The 25311-nt window shown below is 74.0% G+C and carries 19 protein-coding genes; 9 read left to right on the top strand and 10 right to left on the bottom strand.

The genetic code is table 11. The features are described 5' to 3' along the window. Positions 1-232: 232 nt before the first annotated feature. Positions 233-619 carry an Rv3235 family protein gene (locus CLV72_RS00525; protein WP_106237369.1) on the top strand — a complete coding sequence of 129 codons (387 nt, stop codon included), beginning with the start codon at positions 233-235 and terminating at the stop codon, positions 617-619. Positions 620-1168: 549 nt separating this feature from the next. Here CLV72_RS00525 and secA read toward each other — a convergent pair. Beyond that, positions 1169-4054 carry a preprotein translocase subunit SecA gene (gene secA / locus CLV72_RS00520; RefSeq protein ID WP_106237365.1) on the bottom strand — a complete coding sequence of 962 codons (2886 nt, stop codon included), beginning with the start codon at positions 4052-4054 and terminating at the stop codon, positions 1169-1171. 219 nt (positions 4055-4273) lie between these two features. Here secA and CLV72_RS00515 point away from each other — a divergent pair, with 219 nt between their 5' ends. Further along, positions 4274-5476 carry a winged helix-turn-helix domain-containing protein gene (locus CLV72_RS00515; RefSeq protein WP_106240915.1) on the top strand — a complete coding sequence of 401 codons (1203 nt, stop codon included), beginning with the start codon at positions 4274-4276 and terminating at the stop codon, positions 5474-5476. A gap of 275 nt (positions 5477-5751) precedes the next feature. On the opposite strand, the gene CLV72_RS00510 is transcribed toward CLV72_RS00515, so the two are convergent. From CLV72_RS00510 to mtrA, 6 genes are all read right to left on the bottom strand, one after another. Continuing rightward, positions 5752-6465 (bottom strand): response regulator, encoded by a 714-nt coding sequence (locus CLV72_RS00510; protein WP_106237361.1) that lies wholly within the window; start codon positions 6463-6465, stop codon positions 5752-5754. Between the two features lie 212 nt (positions 6466-6677). Beyond that, the gene (hpf, locus tag CLV72_RS00505) at positions 6678-7355 is read right to left on the bottom strand and encodes a ribosome hibernation-promoting factor, HPF/YfiA family (protein WP_106237358.1); all 678 of its coding nucleotides are present in this window, start codon (positions 7353-7355) and stop codon (positions 6678-6680) included. A gap of 481 nt (positions 7356-7836) precedes the next feature. Beyond that, complete coding sequence (locus CLV72_RS00500; protein ID WP_146159300.1) at positions 7837-8625, bottom strand: ComF family protein; 789 nt, start codon at positions 8623-8625, stop codon at positions 7837-7839. Between the two features lie 589 nt (positions 8626-9214). Further along, a complete protein-coding gene (locus tag CLV72_RS00495; protein ID WP_106237355.1) occupies positions 9215-11023 on the bottom strand; it encodes an LpqB family beta-propeller domain-containing protein in 1809 nt (602 codons plus the stop codon). Next, positions 11016-12734, bottom strand: a complete 1719-nt coding sequence (mtrB, locus tag CLV72_RS00490; RefSeq protein WP_106237351.1) for an MtrAB system histidine kinase MtrB — start codon at positions 12732-12734, stop codon at positions 11016-11018. The genes CLV72_RS00495 and mtrB overlap by 8 nt, the downstream gene beginning before the upstream one ends. 37 nt (positions 12735-12771) lie before the next feature. After that, entirely contained in the window at positions 12772-13449 is a 678-nt protein-coding gene (gene mtrA, locus CLV72_RS00485) for an MtrAB system response regulator MtrA (protein WP_106237348.1), read from the bottom strand. Between the two features lie 716 nt (positions 13450-14165). Here mtrA and CLV72_RS00480 point away from each other — a divergent pair. The 5 genes from CLV72_RS00480 to CLV72_RS00460 all read left to right on the top strand — a co-directional run bounded on the left by CLV72_RS00480 (position 14166) and on the right by CLV72_RS00460 (position 19960). Beyond that, positions 14166-15386, top strand: a complete 1221-nt coding sequence (locus tag CLV72_RS00480; protein ID WP_106237345.1) for a DUF7847 domain-containing protein — start codon at positions 14166-14168, stop codon at positions 15384-15386. Continuing rightward, on the top strand, positions 15383-16012 hold the full coding sequence (locus tag CLV72_RS00475; RefSeq protein ID WP_245929783.1) for a DUF4129 domain-containing protein: 630 nt from the start codon (positions 15383-15385) through the stop codon (positions 16010-16012). Before CLV72_RS00480 ends, CLV72_RS00475 begins: the two co-directional genes overlap by 4 nt. Positions 16013-16460: 448 nt before the next feature. After that, a complete protein-coding gene (locus tag CLV72_RS00470; protein WP_106237342.1) occupies positions 16461-17672 on the top strand; it encodes a DUF4350 domain-containing protein in 1212 nt (403 codons plus the stop codon). Then, a complete protein-coding gene (locus CLV72_RS00465; RefSeq protein ID WP_106237337.1) occupies positions 17669-18655 on the top strand; it encodes an AAA family ATPase in 987 nt (328 codons plus the stop codon). The genes CLV72_RS00470 and CLV72_RS00465 overlap by 4 nt, the downstream gene beginning before the upstream one ends. Positions 18656-18664: 9 nt before the next feature. Next, entirely contained in the window at positions 18665-19960 is a 1296-nt protein-coding gene (locus tag CLV72_RS00460) for a DUF58 domain-containing protein (RefSeq protein ID WP_106237334.1), read from the top strand. Positions 19961-19970: 10 nt separating this feature from the next. Here CLV72_RS00460 and CLV72_RS00455 read toward each other — a convergent pair whose 3' ends face one another. After that, the gene (locus CLV72_RS00455) at positions 19971-20966 is read right to left on the bottom strand and encodes a stage II sporulation protein M (protein WP_106237331.1); all 996 of its coding nucleotides are present in this window, start codon (positions 20964-20966) and stop codon (positions 19971-19973) included. Positions 20967-21082: 116 nt separating this feature from the next. On the opposite strand from CLV72_RS00455, the gene CLV72_RS00450 reads away from it, so the two are divergent. Then, positions 21083-21991, top strand: coding sequence for an RDD family protein (locus CLV72_RS00450; protein ID WP_245929782.1), 909 nt, complete (start codon positions 21083-21085; stop codon positions 21989-21991). 25 nt (positions 21992-22016) lie between these two features. On the opposite strand, the gene ahcY (CLV72_RS00445) is transcribed toward CLV72_RS00450, so the two are convergent. Together ahcY (CLV72_RS00445) and ahcY (CLV72_RS00440) are read right to left on the bottom strand one after the other, a co-directional pair. After that, positions 22017-23276 (bottom strand): adenosylhomocysteinase, encoded by a 1260-nt coding sequence (gene ahcY, locus CLV72_RS00445; RefSeq protein WP_106237324.1) that lies wholly within the window; start codon positions 23274-23276, stop codon positions 22017-22019. 5 nt (positions 23277-23281) lie between these two features. Beyond that, complete coding sequence (ahcY, locus tag CLV72_RS00440) at positions 23282-24718, bottom strand: adenosylhomocysteinase (RefSeq protein ID WP_106237321.1); 1437 nt, start codon at positions 24716-24718, stop codon at positions 23282-23284. Positions 24719-24861: 143 nt separating this feature from the next. On the opposite strand from ahcY (CLV72_RS00440), the gene CLV72_RS00435 reads away from it, so the two are divergent. Further along, positions 24862-25275 carry a MerR family transcriptional regulator gene (locus tag CLV72_RS00435; protein WP_106237318.1) on the top strand — a complete coding sequence of 138 codons (414 nt, stop codon included), beginning with the start codon at positions 24862-24864 and terminating at the stop codon, positions 25273-25275. The last annotated feature ends 36 nt before the right edge of the window (positions 25276-25311 follow it).

Below are 25311 nucleotides of genomic sequence, written 5' to 3'. Positions count from 1 at the left end.
TCTCGCCGGACGCCGTCATTATTCGGTAAACGGATGGAAGATTCTTCCTGCTGGATATACCGAAAACGGCTCTGTAGAGCGCTTCCTCGATAGTGACCATTTGCATTCGTGGGCCGCCCCGGCCTCAGCGAGGAGCGCGCATGCCGAACAACTCCCCCATCTGCGTCCCGTCCCGCGTACCGAGCCCCCGGTCGATCCCGTCCCGAGCGACGGCGAACCGTCCGCCTCGGAGGTGACCGGAACGCTGGCGCTGGACTTCGGCGGCGGCGCGCCGCCGGACGGGGCGGCGCGGCTGCGCCGGGTGGCCGGCCGCCGCCCCGGTGAGCTGCCGCCGGCCCGGTTCGCGCAGGCCATCGCGGAGGTGCTGGCCGGTCAGCGGCCGCCCGAGCAGCTGACCGGGCGCATCAGCGCGCAGGCGTACCGGCGGGTGGCGGCGCGGATCGGGATCTACCGTGCGCGCACCCGGCCGCGGCTGCGCTCCACCCAGTTCCACGTGATCAAACCCGGGACGGCGGAGATGACGGCGGTGATCGACTGCGGGGAGCGCACCCGCGCCCTGGCGCTGCGCCTGGAGCGTGTCGACGGGCGGTGGATCTGCGCCGCGGTCGAGACCGACTAGGCGCGGCGCGGCCCCGTGCGCCGAGCGGCCCCCACCCGGCCAGGGTGGGGGCCGCGCTCGCGGATCCCGTCCGCCGGTCCCGCACGGGAGGGCCGGGCGCCGCCGTTTCGCGCGCCGTCGCGGTGGGGCGGGTGAATTCCACGCTCGTACCACATCTCCCGACGATTCCGGCTGTTTTCCACAGGCTCGGATCGGATGCCGGGATTTGTCCAGAACCGGGCGGTAGGCGGCGCGGGAAGAGGGCCGGATGCGGAAGAATTGTTGTAGGGGTGCCCCCCTGGGTGGGAGGGGGCTGTACTCACGGAAGCCGTTCCGGGATTCCCTGAACACTCGCGGCCCTGATTTCGACGCTGGCGCTTTCCAGGACGCCATTCAGTTCCCTATTGCGACGGCGGCGCAAAGGCGCGCAGCGTGGCCCTGGGGCCGTACCGGACGTATCCGGGGCGCCCGCGCACCGCCCGTCATAGGACATCCGGGAGCGAACGCCGGCGCGCCCCGCCCGGAATCCTCCGGGCGGGGCGCGCCGGTCGGTGCGCGGCGGGCGCCGGCTCAGCTCACCCGGTTCTTCGGGTCGCCGTGGCAGCGCTTGAACTTCTTGCCGGAGCCGCAGGGACAGGGCGCGTTCCGCGGCACCTTCTCCATGTCGTCCTCGACGGTCTCGCTGTGCCGCTCCACGCCGCCCTCGCCGTCGACGGTGGGGGCGGTGTAGTTCAGCCGGGTCGGCTGGCTGCGGCTCAGCCCGGCGACCACGATCTCGTCGTCGGTGTCGGTGTCGGCATCCTCGTCGTCGGCCGCGGCGGCCGGTTCGGCCGCCGGGGTGCCGCCCGCCGCCGCGGTGTCGGGCGCGGCGGCCGCGTCGGTGAGGACGCCACCCGCGGCGGTGCGGGCCGCGGCGGCCGCCGAGGCGGCGGTCAGCTTGGGCGCGGCGGGCTCGCTCCTCCGCTTGACCTCGGCGTTGAACAGGTGGCCGACGGACTCCTCCTTGATGGCCTCCAGCATCGCGGTGAACATGTCGTAGCCCTCGCGCTGGTACTCGATCAGCGGGTCGCGCTGCGCCATGGCCCGCAGGCCGATGCCCTGCTGCAGGTAGTCCATCTCGTACAGGTGCTCGCGCCACTTGCGGTCGAGGACCGAGAGCACCACCTGGCGCTCCAGCTCGCGCATGGTCTCCGCGCCGAGCTGCTCCTCGCGGCGGTCGTAGGCCGCCTGTGCGTCGGCCAGCACCTTGGTGGTGATCGACTCGGTGGTCAGCTTGGTGGTGTCGCCGTCGAACTCGTCGAGCAGGTCGTCGATCGTGAAACCGATCGGGTAGAGCTGCTTGAAGGCCTTCCACAGCTTGTCGAAGTCCCAGTCGTCGGCGTCGCCCTCGGCGGTGGCGGCCGCGACATAGCCCGACAGGGCGTCGTCGATCATGCTGCGGACCTGCTCGTGCAGGTCGGCGCCTTCGAGCACCTTGCGGCGCTCGGCGTAGATGACCTTGCGCTGGAGGTTCAGCACCTCGTCGTACTTCAGCACGTCCTTGCGGATCTCGAAGTGCTGCTGCTCGCGCTGCCCCTGCGCCGACTGGATGGCCTTGCTGACCACGCCCGACTCGATCGGCTGGTCGTCGGGGATGTTCAGCCGCTGCATGATGATCTCGACGCGTGCGGAGTTAAACAGCCGCATCAGGTCGTCCTGGAGGGACAGGTAGAACCGGGACTGGCCCGGGTCGCCCTGCCGGCCGGAGCGGCCGCGCAGCTGGTTGTCGATGCGGCGCGACTCGTGCCGCTCGGTGCCCAGCACGTACAGGCCGCCCGCCTCGACGACCTCCTCGTGCTCGGCCTCGACCGCCTGCTTGGCCTTCTCCAGCGCCTCGGGCCAGGCCGCCTCGTACTCCTCGGCGGCCTCCAGCGGGTTCAGCCCGCGGGCCTGCAGCTCCTCGTCGGCGATGACGTCGGGGTTGCCGCCGAGCATGATGTCGGTACCGCGGCCGGCCATGTTGGTGGCGACGGTGACGGCGCCCTTGCGGCCGGCGCGGGCGACGATCGACGCCTCACGCGCGTGGTTCTTCGCGTTCAGCACCTCGTGCTCGACGCCCTTGCGCCTGAGCATCTGCGACAGCATCTCGGACTTCTCGACGCTGGTGGTGCCGATGAGGACCGGCTGGCCGCGCTCCTGGCAGTCGACGATGTCGTCGACGACCGCCTCGAACTTGGCCTCCTCGGTCTTGTAGACGACGTCGCGCTCGTCGGTGCGGGCGTTGGGCTTGTTGGTGGGGATGGGCACCACGCCGAGCTTGTAGGTCTGGTGGAACTCGTTCGCCTCGGTCATCGCGGTACCGGTCATGCCGGCCAGCTTCTCGTAGAGGCGGAAGTAGTTCTGAAGGGTGATCTTGGCGAGGGTCTGGTTCTCGTCCTTGATCTTCACCTTCTCCTTGGCCTCGATGGCCTGGTGCATGCCCTCGTTGTAGCGGCGGCCCGCCAGGACGCGCCCGGTGAACTCGTCGACGATGAGCACCTCGCCGTCGCGGACGATGTACTCCTTGTCCTTGTGGTACAGCTCCTTGGCCTTGATGGCGTTGTTGAGGAAGCTGACCAGCGTGGTGTTGGCGGAGTCGTAGAGGTTGTCGATGCCGAGGAGGTCCTCGACCTTCTCCACACCCGCCTCAAGCACGCCGACGGTGCGCTTCTTCTCGTCGACCTCGTAGTCGACGTCGCGGCGCAGCCGGGGGACGATCTTGGCGAACTCGCCGAACCACTTGGAGTTCTGCTCGGCGGGGCCGCTGATGATGAGCGGCGTGCGGGCCTCGTCGATCAGGATGGAGTCGACCTCGTCGACAATGGCGAAGTGGTGACCGCGCTGGACGGTGTCCTTCAGCGACCAGGCCATGTTGTCGCGGAGGTAGTCGAAGCCGAACTCGTTGTTGGTGCCGTAGGTGATGTCGGCCAGGTAGGCCTCGCGGCGCCTCTCGGCCTTGATCTCGGGGTGGATGACGTCCACCTTGAGGCCGAGGAACTGGTAGATGCGCCCCATCCAGGCGGCGTCGCGCTTGGCGAGGTAGTCGTTGGTGGTGACGACGTGGACGCCGTTGCCGGCGAGCGCGTTGAGGTAGGCGGCCAGCGCGGAGGTCAGGGTCTTGCCCTCACCGGTGCGCATCTCCGCGATGTTGCCGAGGTGCAGCGCCGCGCCGCCCATGATCTGGACGTCGTAGTGGCGCTGGCCGAGGGTGCGCTTGGCCGCCTCGCGGACCACCGCGAACGCCTCGTACATGAGGTCGTCCAGGCTCTCGCCGTCGGCGTAGCGCTGCTTGAACTTGTCGGTCTCGGCACGCAGGTCGGCGTCGGAGAGGTCGACGAAATCGTCTTCGATCGAGTTGACCTGCTGAGCGATCCGCTTGAGCCTGCGCAGGATCTTGCCTTCGCCGGCGCGAAGGAGTTTGTCGAGTAGAACTGGCACGTCTCTGAGTACTCCTCGCAAGACTTGGGGCCTGCATGCCCAGGCCGCCCAAGGTACCGCGCCGCCGTACGGGCAGTCGGCGACAGTCGTCCAGGCTTCACATGGTAGGCGAGTTGAGCCTTCCGCGGACCAACGCGTTTCCACTGTCCGTCGTTCCCCGACTACACCACCGGCAAAGCCGAGTGGCCGGTGTCGGCGCGGGCGCCTAGTGTGCCGGACATGACTTCTCCCCCGGCCAGAACCCGCTCCGCCCCCGCACCCCGGTACCAGTTGTCGGCCGAGCAAGCCAGGCGCATGCAGCTGCGCGCCCAGGGCTTCCTGGGCGCGGCCGGCCGCGCCGGCGGCCCCGCGGGGGTGCTGCGCCGGCTCGGCGCCGTACAGCTCGACACCATCTCGGTCCTCGCCCGCTCGCACGAACTCGTCGCCTACGCACGGCTGGGCGCGGTGGGCCGCGCCGCCGTCGAGCACGCGTACTGGGGCAGCGGCGGCGACGGGCCGCACGCGTTCGAGTACTGGTCGCACGCCGCCTGCGTGCTGCCCGTCGAGGAGTGGCCGCACTTCGCGTTCCGGCGGCGGGCGTTCCGGCGGCGCGGCTGGCGCTGGCACAAGGTGCCGGAGCGCTCGGGCGACCAGGTGCTGGCCAAGCTGCGCGACGAAGGGCCGCTGACGGCGACCGAGCTGGGCGGGGCCAAGCGGGGCGGGCCGTGGTGGGACTGGTCCGATGTGAAGATCGCGGTGGAGTGGCTGCTGGACATCGGCGAGGTGGTGTGCGTGCGGCGCGACGGCTGGCGGCGCGTCTACGACCTGCCCGAGCGGGTGCTGCCCGCCCGGCTGCTCGGCCCGGAGCCCACGGACGAGGAGTGCCTGACCCGGCTGGTGGCCGCGGCCGGGCGCGGGCTGGGGGTGGCGACCCGCGCCGACCTGGCCGACTACCACCGGCTGAAGGCCGTGCAGGTCGACGGTGTGCTGCCCGGTTCCGGGCTGGTGCCGGTGGAGGTGGCGGGCTGGCAGGCGCCGGCCTGGGCGCATCCCGACGCGCTCGCCGAGGCCGACGCGCGCGGGCGGCACCGCACCACGCTGCTGTCGCCCTTCGACTCCCTGGTGTGGGACCGGGCGCGGGCTGAGCGGGTGTTCGGCTTCGTGCACCGGCTGGAGGCGTACGTGCCGAAGGAGAAGCGGGTGCACGGCTACTTCACGATGCCGCTGCTGGCCGGCGGGCGGCTGGTCGGCCGGGTCGACCCGGCCAGGGACGGCCGGACGCTGGTGGCGCGGCAGCTGTCGGTGCACGGTGCCGCGAACGTGCCCGCGATGGCTTCGGCGCTGCGCGAGGCGGCCGGCTGGGTGGGCTGCGACGCGGTGCGGGTGGAGCGGTGCGACCCGCCGGAGGCCGCGGCGCAGCTGGAGAAGCTGGCGAACGAGTAGGGGCGGCGGTCGGGGGGCGGCGACCGCAGGGGTGGGGGTTTCTGGAAGAAGTCCTTCCCCCGCCCACCCAGGGGGCCTCCCCGACACCCATTCTGTCGTCCTGCGGTGTGCGGGGCGATGGCGGCGGGGTGGGTGTGGACGGGCCTGGCCGGATGGGGACGGGTTTTCCTCAGGCGCCGGGCGGAGTGCGCGGGCGCGTCCACAGGGGCGTGGACGGGCGGGCGGAGCGACCGGGCAGGGCGGGGCGCGGCCGCCGGGACGAACCGGGGCGGCGGTCAGCCGATTTCGAGGATCTTCTCCCGGACGGCGTAGACCACGGCCTCCATCCGGGAGTGCAGTTGCAGCTTCTCCAGGATGTTGCGCACGTGGTTCTTCACCGTGTTCTCGGAGATGAAGAGCTCCTTGGCGATGTCGCGGTTGTTGAGGCCCTTCGCGACGAAGCGCAGCACCTCCATCTCCCGGTCGGTGAGCCGGGGGGTGGGGACCTGCGGCTGGCGCTCCTCGCCCTTCCTGGCCAGCGCGGTGAACTCGGAGATGAGCTTGCCGGCCATGGAGGGGTTGATCAGCGACTGGCCGCCGTGCACGGAGCGGACGGCGTCGGCGACCTCGTCGATGGGGATCTCCTTGAGGAGGTAGCCGCTGGCTCCGGCCTTGAGGGCCTCGAAGAGGTCCTCCTCCTCGTCGCTGATGGTGAGCATCACGATCTTGGCGCTGGGCACGGCGTCCTTGATGCCGGTGCAGGCGGCGATCCCGCTGGTGCGCGGCATGCGCACGTCCATCAGCACGACGTCGGGCAGGACGTCGCCCGCCTGGCGGATGGCCTCCTGGCCGTCACCCGCCTCACCGACCACCTCGATATCGCTCTCGCCGCTGAGCACCATGACGAGGCCGTGCCGGAAGAGGGCGTGGTCGTCTACCACCTGCACGCGGATGGGCTCGCGGTTCGCGGTGGTGTCGGTGCCGGCCAGGGTCTGGGGGGTTCCGCTCACGCCGTCCTCCTGGGCCGGGGCCCGGCCGCGGCGCGACCCGGTGCACCGGACCGCCGCGAGCCCGCCCGGCCTTCGTGTCCGTGGGGGTGGACGCTCTGTCAAGAACTCTGACCGAATCGGTTACCGGACGCAAGCACTGGGCCGGTAAGGCTCGGCGCGTCGCGCGACACGCCGAGGCGGCGGGCACCCGCCCGCCGCCTCCGCGCCCGGCGTCACTCGTCGATCAGGCGCAGCACTCCGTAGTTGTAGCCCTTGCGCCGGTAGACGACGCTGGGGATGCCGCTCTCCTTGTCACGGAACAGGTAGAAGTCGTGGCCGACCAGTTCCATCTCGTGCAGCGCCTGGTCGATGGTGATCGGCATGGCGCTGTGGAACTTCTCCCTGACCACCAGCGGTCCGTCGCCGTCCATGTCGATCTGGACCAGGTCGTCCTGCTCGGTGTCGGAGCGCGGACGCTCGAAGGTGTCGGGAACCGGTTCGTCGATGACCGCGACCGGCGCGGGTTCGGCCATCAGTCCCGCGGCCACGCCGTTGCCCGGGTCGGTGTCGGTCATCAGGGCGGCGGTGGAGGGCATGGCGGCGCCCTTGTGGATCTTCCGGCGGTCGCTGATTTTGCGCAGCCGGGCCTCCAGCTTGCCCAGCGCGAGATCGAGTGCGCCGTACCGGTCGTCGGCCGACGCCTCGGCCCGGATCACCGGGCCGCGGGACCGGATCGTGAGTTCGACCCGCTCGCGCTGGTCGGCGAGGCGTGGGTTGCGTTCCTGGGACACCTCCACATCTACGCTGATCACCTTCTGGTCAAGCTTCCCGACCTTGGCCAACTTGGTTTCAACGTGCTGCCGGAAACGGTCGCTCACCCCGGTGCGCCGGCCCTTGACGATGATGTCCACAAAACCCCCTCGATCCATGGCTATGGAGGATGCGTTCAGCGTGCGGTGGTCGTGCTGTGCGATCGGGCTCCCTTCGCGGTGGTGGGCGTGCGGCCCGGCGCTGGCGCCGGGCGGTCCACCCGGTGGACCGCCGCCGGACCTGCCTCGTACCCGGGCGGTCGGGAGCCGACACCGGTTGCGGGGCGGCGGCACGCGGCGGTCTCCGGTGGATGCGGACGGGGGCGGACGGAACCGCGGTGCGGCCATCGGACCGGGAGGTCGGGGCGCACGGCGCGGATCGGCGGCGCTTCCCGACGGATCAGACCGGACCGGGCCTGGCCCCCGCCGTTCGAGGCGGTGCGAGTGTCCACGGTCCGACCCCTCATACCTGCACGCTAACGCGCGGCGGCCCGAATGTCAGTGGAAATGTTTGCAAAATAGTTAGAGACCGGTTCGCGTTTCGCTGCGCTCCCGTGACCGGAGTGGTGTCGCGGTGGGGGCGTCAGGCGACCGCGAAGGTGATCGCCGCGCGAACGTCGGCGCCGGCGGCGCGCAGCGCGCGGGCGGCCTCCGCCAGGGTGGCGCCGCTGGTGGCGACGTCGTCGACCAGGAGCACGGGGCGGCCGGCCAGCCGGGCGCGCCAGCGCCCGCGCACCGCGAGGGCGCCGTGCAGGTTCGCGTGGCGGGCCCGGGCGTCCAGCCCGACCTGGTCGCGTCCGGGCCGGCGGTGCCGGAGCGCGGGCGCCGCCATGGCCGTTCGCCCGTCGGCGGACAGGGCTCGGGCCGCCTCGGCGGCCATCGCGCCGACGGGGTCGTAGCCGCGCCGCAGCCGCGCGCCGAGCCGGGGCGGCACCGGCACCAGTCGGACGGTGGCGACGCCGGCCGCCCGGCGGGGTGGGCGACCGGGCTCGGCCGGGGCGGATGCGCCGGTGGCGGCGAGCGCGGCGCGCACGGCATGCGCGAGGGCGCGGCCCATCGGCGCCGCGAGCCGGTGGCGGCCGCGCTCCTTCAGGGCGAGGACCACGCTGCGGCCGGTGCCGCCGTAGCCGGTGAGGGTCCAGCACGGCGGGCAGCCGGGTGTGCGCCGAGGGCCGCAGCGGCGCGGGGCGGCGGCGAGCTCATCGAGGCAGGCGGGGCAGAGTTCGGGGCCGTGCCGGCCGCAGCCGGCGCAGCGGCGCAGCAGTACGAGGTCGGCGGCCGCGGCCGGCAGGCCGGTGGGGGTGAGGGGCGGGCCTTCGCCCGCGGAGGCGGGGAGGCGGGCGGGGCGGGGGGATGCGGGTGCGGAGCTCATGGCCTCAGCGTGTCGGGCCGGCGGCGGGGCCGCCAGCGGCGGTCGGCCGCCTGTGGACGGATCCGGCCGCGGCGCCGCCGAACTGTGGAAAAGCCGCCGCATCCTTGACAAGCGCGCCTCGCGCCGCCGGGCGCGGCTCCGTGCCGGGCGCGGCGTCCGGCCCGGCGGGGTGGGGGCGCGGGAGACCTGCGTGCATGCCCCGCCCACCCAGGGGGCCACCCTCCCCTCAAGCCTCTCGCGTTTCGGTGCGCCCCGGGGAGGGGTTACTCGCGGGTTGTGGACGACTCGGCCGCCACGGGGGTGGTTGTGGATGGCCGGGCCGGCTGATTTGACGGCAGGTACGGGGTGGGTCGTGGGGCCGGAGGTGGGCTTACGGGGTGGGGATGATCTGCCCGGAACGGGCTCTGCTTGCCTGGACGCGACTCCCCGGGCCTGGCCGGAACGGGCTCTGCGAGCCTGGTCGGAGAGCGCTCTGCGAGCCTGGTCGGAACGGGCTCCGCAGACCTGACCGGGATGGGTTCCGCAGGCCGGGTCGGAGTGGATTCCACGGACCGGTCAGGGCCAGGCCGCAGGTTTCGGCCGTCGGGTGCTACCCGGGGTAAGCGGCGTAGGCGCCTTCGGCGGCGTGCTGCCAGACGAGGGTGTCGTCGGTGTACCAGATCCAGCCGTCGCTGGCGCCGGCCAGGAGGGGCTGGCCGGGGGTGGCGGTGATGGACTGCATCTCCACGCCGGAGGGGGCCGAGGCGCTGATCAGTTCGGTGCCGTGCACGGGGACCTCGTAGGCCTGGAGGCTGCGGCCCTCAAGGCGGCCGATCAGGGCCAGGGTGCCGGCGTCGCGCCAGGCCAGGTCGGTGACCTCGCTCAGCTGGGTGGCCAGGGGGACGAATGCCTCGGCGCCGGCCTCCTCGCCGGTGTGCACGATACGGCCGAGCAGTACGCCGGTGCCGTCCTCGCCCTCGCGGGCGACCACGGCGGCCGCCCGGGCGCCGTCGCGGGAGACCCGCCACTGGAGGATCTCCTGGTCGGCGAGTTCGGGTACCGACACCTGCACGGGGTCGGTGCCGTCGCGCAGCAGCCACACCACGCTGGTGGGCTCCTCGGCGGTGCCGCGCCGCTCCACCACCCACAGGCCGCCGTAGGGGTCCCAGGACAGGGCGACGAAGTCGCCGTCGGTCAGCACGGTCTCGACCTGGGCGTCCTGGCGCAGCCGGATCAGCTGGACCTGGTCGCCGCCGGGGCTGAGCCCGGCCGCCCACTGGCCGTCCAGGGAGACGGCGGGGCGGGCCAGCGGCGCGCTGCCGTCGCCGGCCGGGCCGGCCACCTGGGAGAGCGCGAACGGCGGCCTGCTGTCGAGCTGGGCGAGGCCGGTGCTCTGCGCCAGGTAGGCGTGGGCGTTCTCGCCGACGGCGTCGGGGTCGTACTCGGCCCACATGTCGACGGTCTGCACGCCGTCCTCGTCCATGCCGGGCACCTCGACGGGGTTGCCGGCGGTGAGCAGCCGCACCGACTGCACCTCGGGGAGCCCGGACAGGGTCCACAGCAGCTGCGCCGACATCGCGCGCCGGGCGTCGGCGGACGCCTGGGCGACCTCGGCGCTGAGGTCGACGGTGAACTCGCCGCCGTCGGCGCTCACCCCCAGCAGCTCGGTGCCCTCGGGGAAGGCGGTGCGCACGGCCGGGGACAGCCACTCGGTGCCGCCGCGCACCAGTGCGGCGACCAGCTGGAACGCGAGGTCGCTGCGGGAGTGGATGGGCAGGAACACCGGGTCGGGGACCAGCCGCTCCATGTCGGGGCTGAAGTAGTACAGCTGCATGGGGCGGTAGGCGCGCGAGGAGCTGGACCTGTTCAGCAGCAGCCGCTCGGGCAGCTCGGCGATCCGCCACTGGCCGTCGACGCGCTCCAGCCGGAAGGTCTCCTCGACGCGGCTGCCCGGTTCGGCGGCGACGTACTGGCCGCCGGGCTGGATGGTGGCGACCTCGTCGGCGCGCAGGGTGACCGACGCCCGGCCGCCCTCCTCGGGGAGGGTGGCGACCAGCTCGTGGTTCTCGTAGACGACGATGGAGCTGCTGGGCTGCCAGGTCTGCTGGGCGTCGGGGGTGAGGTAGTCGCGGGCGGCGCCGTAGTCGTTCTCCAGGCTGCCCAGCGCGGTGAGGAAGCCGGTGACGAGTTCGCGCTCGTTGGCGTCGGCGGCCGGCGGGGGCGGCAGCAGGCCGATGTAGGGGTCGGCGCCGTCGGCGGAGCCCGCGCCGCCGCTGCCCTGCATCACCGGCCCGCCGGTGGGCACCATCGCGCAGGCGCTGAGCGAGCTGAGCGCGACGGCGGCGGCGATCGCGGTCAGCGCGGCGCCCAGCGGGCTCCTCCTGCGGCGCGGCGGGCGGGCCGCCGGGGTGTCACTCATCGGTCCAGGCACCTCCCGCCCAGGACGGATCGGGTTCGGACGGGACCGGCCTGCTCCGGTTGATCTCCACTTCGGCCGGCACCAGCGGCAGCGGCGATCCGCGCAGCTCGGCGCCTGCCTCGCGGGGCAGGGTGAGCCGGAACTGGGAGCCGCGGCCGAGCTGCCCCCACGCCTGCAGCCAGCCGCCGTGCAGCAGGGCGTCCTCGCGGGCGATGGACAGGCCCAGCCCGGTGCCGCCGGTGGTGCGCACCCGGGAGGGGTCGGCCCGCCAGAAGCGGTCGAAGACCAGGTACTCCTCGCCTTCGCGCAGGCCGACGCCGTAGTCGCGGACCACGACGGCGACGGCGTCGCGGTCGACGCCCGCGGTGACGGTGACGTCCTTTCCCTCGCTGTGCTCGATCGCGTTGACGACCAGGTTGCGCAGGATGCGTTCGACGCGGCGGCTGTCGAGTTCGGCGGCGCACGCCTCGACCGGCAGCCGGAGCACGACCTTGATGCCCTTGCGCTGGGCGAGCTGCTCGCTGTCGGCGACGACCTTGATCACCACGTCGCGGATGTCGACGGACTCGGGCGCGAGGGTGGCGGCGCCGGCGTCGTGCCTGCTGATCTCCAGCAGGTCGGCCAGCATCTCCTCGAAGCGCTCGACCTGGCCGTGCAGCAGCTCGATGGAGCGGCCCTGGGTGGCGTCGAACTCCTCGCGCTGCTCGTGCAGCATGTCGGCGGCCATCCGCACGGTGGTGAGCGGGGTGCGCAGCTCGTGGGAGACGTCGGAGACGAACTGGCGCTGCACCTTCGACAGCTCCTCCAGTTCGCGGATCTTCTCCTGGAGGTTGCCGGCCATGTCGTTGAAGGACATGGCGAGCCGGGCGAGGTCGTCCTCGCCGCGGACGTGCATGCGCTCCGACAGCTCGCCCTTGGCCAGCCGCTCCGCGGACATGGCCGCCTGCCGGACGGGCAGCACCACCTGCCGGGTGACCAGCGAGGCGACCAGCACCAGCAGGATCACCATCGCGGTGCCGACGGCGATCAGGGTGCTGCGCACGAGTTCGAGCATGTCGGCCTCGTGCGTGAGCGGGAAGACGTAGTAGAGGTCGAGCAGCGCGGTCAGGCGGGCGCCGACGACGAGGCCGGGTTCGCAGCGGTCGCGGTCGGCGCCGTCGCGGTGGACGCAGGTGTAGGTGAAGTACTGCTCGTCGAAGGAGCCGCGTTCGTGCAGGTCGTCGCGGAGCCGCTGCGGCACGCTGTCGGCGTTGATGTCGCGGCTGAACCGGCCGGTGCCGCCGGGCTGGGAGGGCAGGATCACCACGTCGTACAGGCGGGTGGAGCCGCTGCGCTCGGTGAGGCTGGCGCTGATCTCGTCCAGGCGGGCGTCGTACTCGGTCTGGTCGGTGGCGGCCAGTTCGTTCTGGGCGTAGCTGAGCCCGGCGTAGTGCTCGCTGAGCGCGGTGGTCTCCTTGGCGCGCAGCACTCCGGCGGTGATCTGCTGCAGCAGGAAGAAGCCGAGCAGGCCGGTGAGCAGCGCGGAGACGGCGAGGGTGGAGGTGACGATGCGCAGCTGCAGCGAGCGGCGCCAGGTGGTGTGGGCCCGGTGGACGAGGTCCCGGGCGCCCTTCCTGACAACGACGTACCCGCGCCGGAGCCCGCTGCGGACCCGTCGGCGCCGTTCGGCCGGCGCCGCCGTCGCGGCCCGGTCGCGCGCTGTCTTCACCACCGGTTCACCCTGCCGCGCCGGAGGTGCGCGGCACCTCTCAGGCCGGCCCGGCCTTGTAGCCGACGCCCCGCACGGTGACCACGATCTCGGGGTGCTCGGGATCCTTCTCGATCTTGGCCCGGAGCCGCTGGACGTGCACGTTCACCAGCCGGGTGTCGGCGGCGTGGCGGTAGCCCCAGACCTGTTCGAGCAGCACCTCGCGGGTGAAGACCTGCCGCGGCTTGCGGGCGAGGGCCACCAGGAGGTCGAACTCCAGCGGGGTGAGGCTGATGGGGACGCCGTCGCGCTTCACGGAGTGGCCCGCGACGTCGATGGTGATGTCGCCGATCTGCAGCACCTCGGGCGCCGGCTCCTCGGTGCGGCGCAGCCGCACCCGGACCCGGGCGACCAGTTCCTTCGGCTTGAACGGCTTGACGATGTAGTCGTCGGCGCCCGACTCCAGGCCGAGGACGACATCGACGGTGTCGCTCTTGGCGGTGAGCATCACGATGGGAACGCCGGACTCGGCGCGGATCTGCCGGCAGACGTCGATCCCGTCGGCGCCCGGCAGCATCAGGTCGAGCAGTACGAGGTCGGGACGGGTCTCGCGGAACGCCTCGAGCGCCTTGTCACCGTCGTGCACGAACGAGGGTTCGAACCCCTCGCCGCGCAGCACGATGCCCAGCATCTCGGCAAGGGCGAGGTCGTCGTCGACGACCAGCACGCGTCCTTTCATGGCACCAATCGTTGCACGCAGGGGAGAAAACCCGGGCCGCCCGCAGGGGCACGGCCGCCCTCGGCGGTCCTGGTGGCGGGCCGTCCGGCCGGGCCTGGGGCCCGTCGGCCGTCGCGACGCACCAGTGCTTTCTCGTCGTCAATGAATTATCGGACTGATTCGGTGTGGCTTCCGCTGACCGGCCGTCGCGGCGCGAGGCCCTGGGGCCGGGCGCCGCGGGTGGGCACGGGTGGTGTGCTCACGGAAGTCAAATTGTAAGTGTTGTCCAGGCGAACTGGTCAACGGCGCTGACCAGTGCGCTCGGCGGCGGGACGGGGGCCCGCCGGCCGCCCGGCGCGGTGCGCGGGCGGGCGCGGCCGCGGCGGCCTTCAACCGCCGGACCTGCTCGGACCTGCGAGGACGCGGCGCGCCCCCGCCACATTACGGCCCGATCACACGAGTGTGACGTATTCCATCCTATTTGCGTCCGCCAAGGGTCGGACACCGTGCGCATCGGAATTCACGCATCGCGATCGACCGGTCACGCAAATGGCAGGCCGGCGAATTCGCCGCTCGCGGCGGGCCGGCGTGCCCGGGATCGGCCACGACGCGATCGCCGCGCCGCGCGGCGGCATGCCAGGATGGGGACGGGCGCCGACCGTGGCCGGGGGCGCCGGGTCCCGCGGCCGGTTCCGGTCGGCGGGCCGTGACCGCCGCGTTCGCCCGAGGAGCCGAAGATGAGCAGCAGCAGCGGATCGGAGTGGGCCGCGCCCGACGGCGATCTGCCGCCCAGCTGGTCGCCGGAGCAGCCGCCGCCCTACCCCGGTCCGGGCGGCCCGCCGCAGGGGTGGGCACCGCCGCCCGGCGGCCCGACGGGCCCCGGCGGACCGCCTCCCGGCCCCCCGTTCGGCGCGCCCAAGCCGGGCGTGGTGCAACTGCGCCCGCTGACGCTGGGCGACATCATCAACGGCGCCTTCACCTATGTGCGCCGCAATCCGCAGACCAGCCTGGGCCTGGCCATCGTGGTGATGGCGGTGGCCAACCTGCCGGTGGCGCTGGGCTTCTACTTCATGTTCGGCGACATCTCCGGCCTGCTGGGCCAGGCGCTGAGCAACCCCGAGGCGCTCGACCCCGACGTCTTCCCCTACAGCACCGAGTCGATGGCCGTCACCTACGGCGGCACCCTCGTCACGGCGCTCGCGCAGGCCGTGGTCACCGCGCTGCTGACGGTGGTGGTGGCCCGGTCGGTGCTGGGCGGGCGCACCTCCATCCGGGAGGCGTGGGAGGCGGCGCGGCCCCGGCTGTGGGCGGTGGTCGGGGTGTCGCTGCTGGCGACCCTGGTGAGCGTGCTGCTGTTCGGCGCGGTGATCGGCCTGGTGCTGGGGATCTCGGTGGTCGACGGCACCGGCGGCCTGGTGGCCGGGCTGGTCGGGATCGTCGGCTTCATCGCGGCCGCGGTGCTGACCGTCTGGATCTACATCCGCTTCTTCAGCATGGCGGTGCCCGCGATCGTGCTGGAGCGCGTCGGGGTGGTCGAGTCGATCCGGCGCAGCGGCGAGCTGGTGCGGCGGGGCTGGTGGCGGGTGTTCGGCATCCTGCTGCTCAGCAATCTGCTGATCTACGCGATCTCCCAGATCCTGCAGCTGCCGCTGATCCTGGTCTTCGGCTTCGCGCTGGTGCTCGGCCCGGGCACCACCTGGGCGCCGATCGTGATGGCCGTCGGCAACTATCTGGGCCTGCTGCTGGTGTCCGGCCTGACCTCGGCCTTCTCCGCCGGGGTCACCACCCTGCTCTACGCCGACCTGCGGATGCGCCGCGAGGGCCTGGACCTGGCGCTGCGCACGGCCGCCGCCGAGGCCGGGCCCGAGGGGGCCGCGGCCGCCGCCGACCCCTGGCGGCGCGACGCCGCCCCGCCGCCGTCCGGGCCGGAGGCCCCCGCGCCGGGTCCGGGGGCGTGACGGCTTCCGTGGCGGGCCTGCCCGACCTGGGCGCGGACGAGGCGGCCGGGCTGGCCCGCGAGGAGCTGAGCGACCCGCTGTACCGGCGCGACGAGCCGTCGCTGGTGGAGTGGCTGTGGGAGCGGGGGCGCGACTTCCTGTCCGACCTGGCCGGGCGGGTGGGCGACGCGCTGCCCGGCGGCTGGCTCACCCTGGTGGGGGTGCTCGCGGTGGTGCTGGCCGTGGGCGTGTTCGTCTTCTTCTACGTGGGCCCGGCGCAGCGGCGGGCCCGCCTGGCGCGCGCCTCCGTCGACCCGGTGAGCACACCGGCCGACCACCGCGCTCGGGCCGAGCGGCTGGCCGCGGCGGGGCGGCACGGGGAGGCGCTGCGGGAGCGGATGCGCGCGATCGCCGCCGACCTGGAGGAGCGGACCGTGGTGGATCCCAGGCCGGGCCGCACCGCCCACGAGCTGGCCGCGGCCGCCGCCGCGGCGCTGCCCGAGCACGCCGATGCGCTGGCCGCGGCCGCGCGCCTGTTCGACGACGTGTGGTACGGCGGCCGCACCGCCGGCCCCGGCGACTACCGGAGCGTGGCCGACCTGGACGAGCGGCTGCGCCGCAGCCGCCCGGCGGAGGTGGCGCGGTGAGCGGCGCGCTCCCCCCATCCCCCTCCCGCCCGGGGGGACGACCCCAACACCATTCTCCCGCGCCGAGCTGCGCCCGGGCGAGCGGCCGCGGCGGCCTGTGGACGGCCGGGACCGTTTCGGCCGCGGCTGTGGACAACGCGGCCTCGCGTTTGACGGCTCGCGGGCGGCCGTCCTGCGGTGGGGCGTCCGCTCCGCGAATGCCGGGCGCGCGGACCGGCCTTATCGGGGCTTCCTCCACTTGGACGGTTCCGGACGCGTCGCCGCCGGGCGCGCGGACCGGCCTCATCGAAGCCTCGTCCACTTGGACGGCTCCGGACATGCCCCCGCCGGGCGCGCGGACCGCCCCGGTCGGGACTTCGTCCGCCCGGACGGCTCCGAACTCGCCCCCGCTCGGCCGCGGGGCGGTTCGGGAGCGGACCGGCCCGGCCGGTGGAGCGGAGGTGGCGCGGTGAGCGGCGCGCCGAGCACTGACGTGCGGGACGCGGGTACCGCGCGCTCCGTCACACTGCGGGACTGGGTGGCGCGGTGGCGGCCGCTGATCCTGATCGTGGCGGGTGTGGTGCTGCTGGCCGTGGTGTTCGGGCTGCTGAGTTCGTCGGCGCCGACGGGGCGGCTGGATCCCGAGGCGCCCGACCGGGAGGGGAGCCGGGCGGTCGCGGAGATCCACCGGGAGCGGGGCGGCCGGGTGGACGTGGCGCGCGGGCTGGAGCAGGCGGCGGGGCTCGTCACCGGTGACAGCCTGCTCGTGGTGGTCGACGGCGGGAACATTCTGCCCGACCGGGCGCCCGAGCTGGCGGAGCTGGCCGGCGGCGCCGGGGCGGTGCTGCTGGTGGAGCCGCCGCCGCACCTGCTGTCGGCGGTCGTGCCGGGCGTGGCCGAGACCGGGAGCACCCCGGTGCGCACCCGCGCCGCGCGGTGCCCGGCCGGGGCGGCGGGCGGGGCGGCCGAGGCGCGGATGGGCGGCGCCCTCTACACCGCCGATGAGCTGCCGGGCGCCGTCGGCTGCTTCCCCGCGCAGGGCGGCGCCGCGCTGCTGCGCGCCGAGCTCGCCGGGCGGCCGGTCACGGTGCTGGGCACCGGGGAGCCGCTGCAGAACGGGCGGCTGCTGACGGCCGACGACGCGGCGCTGGCGCTGAACCTGCTGGGCGAGCGCGAGCACGTGGTGTGGCTGATCCCCGACCCGCCGCCGCCCGGCTCCGGGCAGCCGGTGCCGCTGGACGCGCTGATCCCGCGCGAGGTCGTGCTGGGCGCCGTCCAGCTCGGCATCGGGGTGGTGCTGGTCGCGCTGTGGCGGGCCCGCCGCCTGGGGCCGGTGGTGGCCGAGCGGCTGCCGGTGGTGGTGCGCGCCTCGGAGACGGTCGAGGGGCGGGCCCGGCTGTACCGCTCGCGGCGGGCCGCCGACCGGGTGGTCGAGGCGCTGCGGCTCGGCGCGCGCGAGCGGCTGCGCGCCCGGTTGGGCCTGCCCGCCGACGCGGCCGCCGCGCAGCTGGTGCGCGCGGTGTCGGCCCGCACGGGGCGCCCCGGCGCCGAGGTGGACGCCCTGCTGTACGGTTCCGTTCCACCCGGCGCGGCCGGGACGGCGGAGCCCTCCGACGACGCGGCGCTGGTCCGCTTCGCCGACGCGCTTGACACCCTGGAGAGAGAGGTACGCCGATCGTGACCGAGCCCGTCCCCACGGACGCCGCCCCGGACGGCTCCGCCGAGGCCGCCCGCGAAGCGCTCACCGCGCTGCGCCAGGAGGTCGCCAAGGCCGTGGTCGGCCAGGACGCGGCGGTGACCGGACTGGTCATCGCGCTGCTCAGCCGCGGCCACGTGCTGCTGGAGGGCGTGCCGGGCGTGGCCAAGACCCTGCTGGTGCGCAGCCTGGCGGCGGCGCTGTCGCTGGACAGCAAGCGGGTGCAGTTCACCCCCGACCTGATGCCCGGCGACGTCACCGGCTCGCTGGTGTACGACACCCGCACCGCCAACTTCGAGTTCCACGCCGGGCCGGTCTTCACCAACCTGCTGCTGGCCGACGAGATCAACCGCACCCCGCCGAAGACCCAGGCGTCGCTGCTGGAGGCGATGGAGGAGCGGCAGGTGTCGGTGGAGGGCGCCGCCCGGGCGCTGCCCGATCCCTTCGTGGTGGCCGCCACCCAGAACCCGATCGAGTACGAGGGCACCTATCCGCTGCCCGAGGCGCAGCTGGACCGCTTCCTGGTCAAGATCGTGATGCGGCTGCCCGAGCGGGAGGAGGAGGTGTCGATCCTGCGCCGGCACGCCGAGGGCTTCGACCCGCGCGACCTGTCGGGGGTGAAGCCGGTGGCCGGCCCGGCCGATCTGGCCGCGGCGCGCGCCGCCGTGCAGCGGGTGCGGATGGCCGACGAGGTCACCGGCTACATCGTCGACCTGTGCCGCGCCACCCGCACCTCGCCGTCGGCGCGGCTGGGCGTCTCGCCGCGCGGCGCGACCGCGCTGCTGCGCACCAGCCGGGCCTGGGCCTGGCTGAGCGGCCGCGACTACGTCACCCCCGACGATGTGAAGGCGCTGGCCAAGTCCACCCTGCGGCACCGGCTCCAGCTGCGCCCGGAGGCGGAGCTGGAGGGGGTGACCGCCGACGGCCTGCTCGACGGCGTGCTCGCCTCCGTGCCGGTCCCCCGGTAGGGGGCCGCCATGGCGCTCACCGGACGCACCGGGCTGCTCGGCGTGCTGGCGTCGGTGCTGGTGCTGCTCGTGCCGCTGGACGGCTGGATGCTGCTCATCGTGGCGCTGGTGCTGCTGGCCGGGGTGCTGGCCGATCTGGCGCTGGCGGCGAGCGCGCGGCGGGTCCGCTTCGAGCGGTCCGGCGACACCGCGATCCGGCTGGGCGAGTCGGCGACCGTCACCCTGACCGTGGCGAACCCCTCGCGGCGGCGGCTGCGCGGCCGGCTGCGCGACGCCTGGCCGCCGAGCGCGGCGGCGCTCCCCCGCGACGTGCCGCTCGACGTGCCGGCCGGGGAGCGGCGCCGGGTCGCCACCGTGCTCACCCCCACCCGGCGGGGTGACCGGCGGGCCGCCGCCGTCGCGGTGCGGTGCACGGGGCCGCTGGGGCTGGCCGCCCGGCAGGCCGTGCACGAGGTGCCGTGGACGGTGCGGGTGCTGCCGCCCTTCCACAGCCGCCGCCACCTGCCCGCGAAGCTGTCGCGGCTGCGGGAGCTGGACGGGCAGCACCGGGCGATGATCCGGGGGCAGGGCTCGGAGTTCGACTCGCTGCGCGAGTACGTGCCCGGCGACGACGTGCGGTCGATCGACTGGCGGGCCACCGCGCGGGCCACCTCGGTGGTGGTGCGCACCTGGCGGCCCGAGCGCGACCGCCGGATCCTGATCGTGCTCGACACCGGCCGCACCTCGGCGGGGCGGGTCGGCGACACCCCGCGCCTGGACCACTCGCTGGACGCGGCGCTGCTGCTGGCGGCGCTGGCCGCGCGGGCGGGCGACCGGGTGGAGTTCCTGGCCTTCGACCGGCGGGTGCGGGCGCATGTGCGCAGCGCCGGCACCTCCGACGTGCTGCCGGCGCTGGTGCAGGCGATGGCGCCGCTGGAGGCGGAGCTGGTGGAGTCCGACGCGGGCGCGCTGGTGGCCACCCTGCTCGGCCGGGCCAGGCAGCGGGCGCTGGTGGTGCTGCTCACCGATCTCAACGCCGCCGCCGTGGAGGAGGGGCTGCTGCCGGTGCTGCCCGCGCTGACGGCGCGCCACCTGGTGCTGGTGGCGGCGGTGGCGGATCCGCGGGTGGAGCGGATGGCGGCCGGGCGCGGTGACGCGCCCTCGGTGTACGCGGCGGCCGCGGCCGAGACGGCGCGCACGGAGCGGCGCAGGGTCACCGCGGAGCTGCGCAAGCGGGGCGTGGAGGTGGTCGACGCCGAACCGGAGCGGATCGCGCCCGCGCTCGCCGACGCCTATCTGGCGCTGAAGGCGCAGGGCCGGCTGTGAGGGGGCGCGCTCAGCCCGCGGTGGGCAGTACGTCGGGGCGGTCGGCGGTGTCGCCGGTCTCGCCCTCGCGCACGGCGCGGCGGCCGAGCACCAGGATGTAGGCGAGGAAGAGGGCGAGCGCCACGGCGCCGATGCCGACCCTGATCCAGGTGACGTGCACGTATCCGGTGACGAAGCCCTCGATCAGCCCGGAGACGCCCAGGACGACGATGAGGCCGAGGGCGATGCCGACGGCGGCCCGCCCCTCCTCGGCCAGCGCCCGGCCGCGGGTGCGGCGGCCGGGGTCGACCACCGTCCAGCCCAGCCGCAGGCCGACGCCGCCGGCCAGGAAGACCGCGGTCAGCTCCAGCAGGCCGTGCGGCAGGATCAGGCCGAAGAAGATGTCGCCGCGGTCGTGGGCGAACATGAAGCCTCCGACGGTGCCGAGGCTGGCGGCGTTGCCCCACAGGATCCACAGGGTCGGGATGCCGAGCAGGACGCCGAGGATGAGCGCGACCGCGGCGACCTGGACGTTGTTGGTCCACACCCGGGCGGTGAAGGCGGCCGAGGGCGACTCGGTGTAGTAGTTGGCGAAGTCCTGCTCCACGAGCTGCTGGACCTCGGCGGCCGGGACCAGGCTGGCCTGCACCTGCGGGGTGGCCGCCACCCACCAGCCGATGGCGGTGCTGACCAGCACGAAGGCGATGGAGGTGGCCAGCCACCACCAGCGGACCCGGTAGACGGCCGCCGGGAAGCCCCGGGTGAAGAAGTGGGTGAACTCGCGCCACAGCGGGGCGTGGGAGCCGGTGACGGCGGAGCGGGCCCGCGCCACCAGCGCCGACAGCCAGTTGACCAGCGCGGGGTCGGGCTGGGCCGAGCGGACCAGGGAGAGGTGGGTGGCGCTGCGCTGGTAGAGGTCGACGAGTTCGTCGACCTCGGTGCCGGTGAGGCGGCGGCGCCGCGCCACCAGCTGCTCCAGGCGGCGCCACTCCTCGTGGTGCGCGGCCACGAACGCGTCCAGGTTCACCCGGTTACCGTAACGCGCCGGGCCGGTCCGGGGCGCGGCGGACTTGCGGCAGACTGGGGCGTGGGCCGGCCGGGCGAGGGCCGGTTCGGGAGCGACGACGGGCGGAGGGGGTCGCGGTGTCCGATCTCGTCACGGGCGAGGCCGTGGTGCTTGACCTGCCGAGCGCGGGCTTCGCCAGCCGGGCGGTCGCCCTCTTCATCGACGTGGTGGTGCAGGCGGGGCTGGCGCTGCTCGCGGTGGTGGCGGTCACCTCGCTGGGCTCGGGGGTGGACCCCGCCACCACGGCGGCGGTGTCCGTGCTGCTCACCCTGCTGATCCTAGTCGGCTACCCGACCCTGTTCGAGACGCTGAGCCGGGGCAGGTCGCTGGGCAAGCTGGCGCTGGGGCTGCGGGTGGTCGGCGACGACGGCGGCCCGGTGCGCTTCCGGCAGGCGCTGGTGCGCGGGCTGGCCGGCATCGTCGACTTCTGGCTGCTGGCGGGGGCGGTCGCGCTGGTGGTGTCGCTGGTGAACAGCCGCGGCAAGCGGCTGGGCGACATCCTGGCCGGCACCCACGTGGTGCAGGCGCGGGGCCTGCGCCGCCGCGAGGTGCGGCTGGAGATGCCCGCCGAGCTGCGCGGCTGGGCGGCCACCGCCGAACTCGCCATGCTGTCGGACGACCTCGCCGTCACGGTCCGCAACTACCTGGACCGCTACGCCCAGTTCACCGACGAGACGCGCGCCTCGATGGGGGCGCGGCTGGCCTCGGCGGTGGGCGGGCAGGTCAGCCCGCCGCCCCCGCCGGGCACCCCGCCGCCCGCCTACCTGGCGGCGGTGCTGGCCGAGCGGCAGGCGCGCGCCGAGCGCCGCGCCGCCGAGCGGGCCGCCTCGGCCGCCCGCACCGCGAACACCCCGGCCCCGCGGCCCGGCGCCCCGGGCGGCTTCCCGGCGCAGGCGGCGCCGCCCGCCGCTCCGGCCGCCCCGCCCCGGGACGCCCCGCCGGACGGGGGCGGCGGCCGCGGCACCGGCTTCGTCGCGCCGGACTGACCGGCGCGGCGGCCCGCACGCAGGCTCACCGCCAGGAACTGAGGTACTCCTGCTGGGCCTCGGTGAGCGTGTCGATGCGGATGTCCAGGGCGGCCAGCCGCAGGGTGGCGATCTCGGTGTCGATGGCGTCGGGCACCTCGTAGACGTCCGGGGCGGGCGGGTCCGCGGCGAGGGCGGCCAGCCACTCCACCGTGAGGGCCTGGGCGGCGAAGGAGAGGTCCATGACGGCGGCGGGGTGCCCCTCGGCGGCGCCGAGGTTCACCAGGCGGCCCTCGGCGAGCAGGACGAGGCGGCGGCCGTCGGCCAGGACGTACTCGTCGGCGTGCGGGCGGACGCCGCGGGGCGGCCCAACGGCGCGCTCGGCCAGGGCGGCGACGTCGATCTCGACGTCGAAGTGTCCGGAGTTGGCCAGGATGGCGCCGTCCTTCATCGCGTCCAGGTGCTCGCCGCGCACCACGTCGCGGCTGCCGGTGGCGGTGATGACGATGTCGCCGACGGCCGCCGCCTCCGCCATCGGCAGCACCGCGTAGCCCTGCATGGCGGCGTCCAGCGCCTTGACCGGGTCCACCTCGGTGACGACCACCCGGGCGCCCATGCCGCGGGCCCGCTCGGCCAGCCCCCGCCCGCAGTAGCCGAAGCCGGCCACCACCACGGTCTGCCCGGCGATGAGGGTGTTGGTGGCGCGCATGATCCCGTCGAGGGTGGACTGGCCGGTGCCGTAGCGGTTGTCGAACATCCGCTTGGTGGCGGTGTCGTTGACGGCGACCATCGGGAAGCGCAGCGCCCCCTCGGCCGCCATCCGGCGCAGCCGGATCACCCCGGTGGTGGTCTGCTCGCAGCCGCCCACCACCCCGTCGAGCAGGTCGGTGCGCTCGGTGTGGCAGAGGTTCACCAGGTCGCAGCCGTCGTCCAGCAGCAGCTGCGGCCCGGTGCCGAGCACGGTCAGCAGGTTGCGGTGGTAGGTGGCGGCGTCCATCCGGGAGCGGGCGTGCACGGCCACGTCGTAGGCCGCCACCAGCGCGGCCGCGGTGTCGTCCTGGGTGGACAGCGGGTTGGACGCGGCCAGCGCGACCTCGGCGCCGCCCTCGCGCAGCGCGCGCAGCAGATTCGCGGTCTCGGCGGTGACGTGCATGCACGCCGCGATGCGCAGCCCGGCCAGCGGGCGCTCGCGCACGAAGCGGGCCCGGATCCGGTCCAGGACCGGCATCGAGCGCTGCGCCCACTCCACGCGGCCGACCCCGGCCTGGGCCAGGCCGGGGTCGGCGATGTCGTGCGGAACCGGCACGGCGGTCAGTACCGGTAGTGCTCGGACTTGTAGGGGCCCGCCACGTCGACCCCGATGTAGGCGGCCTGCTCCTTGCTCAGCTCGGTGAGCTTGACGCCGAGCGCGTCCAGGTGCAGCCGCGCCACCTTCTCGTCCAGCAGCTTGGGCAGCACGTACACGCCGATCGGGTACTCCTCGGGCTTGGTCCACAGCTCGATCTGGGCGATCACCTGGTTGGTGAAGCTGTTGGACATCACGAAGCTGGGGTGGCCGGTGGCGTTGCCGAGGTTCAGCAGCCGGCCTTCGGACAGCACGATGACGGAGTGGCCGTCATCGAACCTCCACTCGTGCACCTGCGGCTTGATCTCGATCTTCTCGACGTTGGGGACCTTGGCCAGCCCGGCCATGTCGATCTCGTTGTCGAAGTGGCCGATGTTGCCGACGATGGCCTGGTGCTTCATCCGGGCCATGTGGTCGGCCATGATGATGTTGAAGTTGCCGGTGGTGGTGATGAAGATGTCGGCGGTCGCCACCACGTCGTCCAGGGTGGTGACCTGGTAGCCGTCCATGGCCGCCTGGAGCGCGCAGATCGGGTCGATCTCGGTGACGATCACGCGGGCGCCCTGGCCGCGCAGCGCCTCGGCGGCGCCCTTGCCGACGTCGCCGTAGCCGCAGACCACGGCCACCTTGCCGCCGATCAGCACGTCGGTGGCGCGGTTGATGCCGTCGGGCAGCGAGTGCCGGATGCCGTACTTGTTGTCGAACTTGGACTTGGTCACCGAGTCGTTGACGTTGATGGCGGGGAAGCGCAGGGTGCCGTCGCGGTGCATCTCGTACAGGCGGTGCACGCCGGTGGTGGTCTCCTCGGTGACGCCCTTGATCCCGGCGGCGATCGCCGACCACTTGCCGGGGTTGGCGCCGATGGAGGCGCCAAGCAGGCCGAGTACGATGGCGAACTCCTCGGAGTCGGCCGTCGACGGGTCGGGGACCGCGCCGGCCTGCTCGTACTCGGCGCCCTTGTGCACCAGCAGGGTGGCGTCGCCGCCGTCGTCCAGGATCATGTTGGGGCCGTCGGCGCCGGGCCAGGTGAGGGCCTGCTCGGTGCACCACCAGTACTCCTCCAGCGTCTCGCCCTTCCAGGCGAACACCGGGACGCCGCGCGGGTCGTCGGGGGTGCCGTCGGGGCCGACGACCACGGCCGCGGCGGCGTGGTCCTGGGTGGAGAAGATGTTGCAGCTCACCCAGCGGACCTCGGCGCCCAGCGCGACCAGGGTCTCGATGAGGACGGCGGTCTGCACGGTCATGTGCAGGGATCCCATGATGCGGGCGCCGCGCAGCGGCTGGGCGGCGGCGTACTCGGCCCGGGTCGCCATCAGGCCCGGCATCTCGTGCTCGGCCAGCCGGATCTCCTTGCGGCCGAACTCGGCCAGTGCGAGGTCGGCGACCTTGAAGTCGAAGCTCATGTCTCTCCCGTTCGTCCAGTGCGCTGCCGAGTCTAGGACCGCGGGGCCGCCGCGCACCGCGAATCGGTGCGATACTGACAAGGGAATGTCAGATTGCCCACCGGGGTGGCGCTCGCGCTGGTGGCGACGGTGAGGAGGACGGCGTGGCAGCATCCGATTCCGACGGGTCCGCCCCGCTGGGCATCTCGGCCGCGGCCGAGCGGCTCGGCACCACGCCGCGGATGCTGCGCTACCGGGAGGGCCTGGGGCTGCTGCCCCGCACCAAGGAGCAGCCGAGCGGCCGGGGCCACCGCCACCGCCGCTTCTCCGCCGAGGACCTCGCGGCGGTCGCCGCCGGCCTCGAACTGGAGCGCCGCTACGACATCTCCCCCACCGCGCTGGCCTTCGCGCTGCGGGTGCTGGCCGAACCCGCCACCGCCGCGCAGGTCCGCGAGTTCGGCCGGCGGATCGGCCGGCTCGCCCCGCCCGCCCGGGTGCTGGACTTCGAGAAGCAGAAGGCGCTGCGGCTGCTGCGCCCCGACCCCGCGCCGGCCCGCCGCGCACTCCCCGAAAAATAGGGCGCTCTGGTAGGGATTCGCGGCGCCTGGGGCGGT

Origin of the sequence: Allonocardiopsis opalescens, from assembly GCF_003002095.1 — a bacterium.
Lineage (GTDB): Bacteria > Actinomycetota > Actinomycetes > Streptosporangiales > Streptosporangiaceae > Allonocardiopsis > Allonocardiopsis opalescens.
The sequence above is the reverse complement of the archived record's forward strand: the minus strand, read 5'-3'. Positions and strand labels throughout refer to the sequence as shown.

Bases quoted from the DNA above. Each gene is read 5' to 3' on its own strand.
- CLV72_RS00515 (WP_106240915.1), top strand. From the start codon at position 4,274: ATGACTTCTCCCCCGGCCAGAACCCGCTCCGCCCCCGCACCCCGGTAC.
- CLV72_RS00500 (WP_146159300.1), bottom strand. From the start codon at position 8,625: ATGAGCTCCGCACCCGCATCCCCCCGCCCCGCCCGCCTCCCCGCCTCC.
- CLV72_RS00495 (WP_106237355.1), bottom strand. From the start codon at position 11,023: ATGAGTGACACCCCGGCGGCCCGCCCGCCGCGCCGCAGGAGGAGCCCG.
- mtrA (WP_106237348.1), bottom strand. From the start codon at position 13,449: ATGAAAGGACGCGTGCTGGTCGTCGACGACGACCTCGCCCTTGCCGAG.
- CLV72_RS00480 (WP_106237345.1), top strand. From the start codon at position 14,166: ATGAGCAGCAGCAGCGGATCGGAGTGGGCCGCGCCCGACGGCGATCTG.
- CLV72_RS00460 (WP_106237334.1), top strand. From the start codon at position 18,665: ATGGCGCTCACCGGACGCACCGGGCTGCTCGGCGTGCTGGCGTCGGTG.
- ahcY (WP_106237321.1), bottom strand. From the start codon at position 24,718: ATGAGCTTCGACTTCAAGGTCGCCGACCTCGCACTGGCCGAGTTCGGC.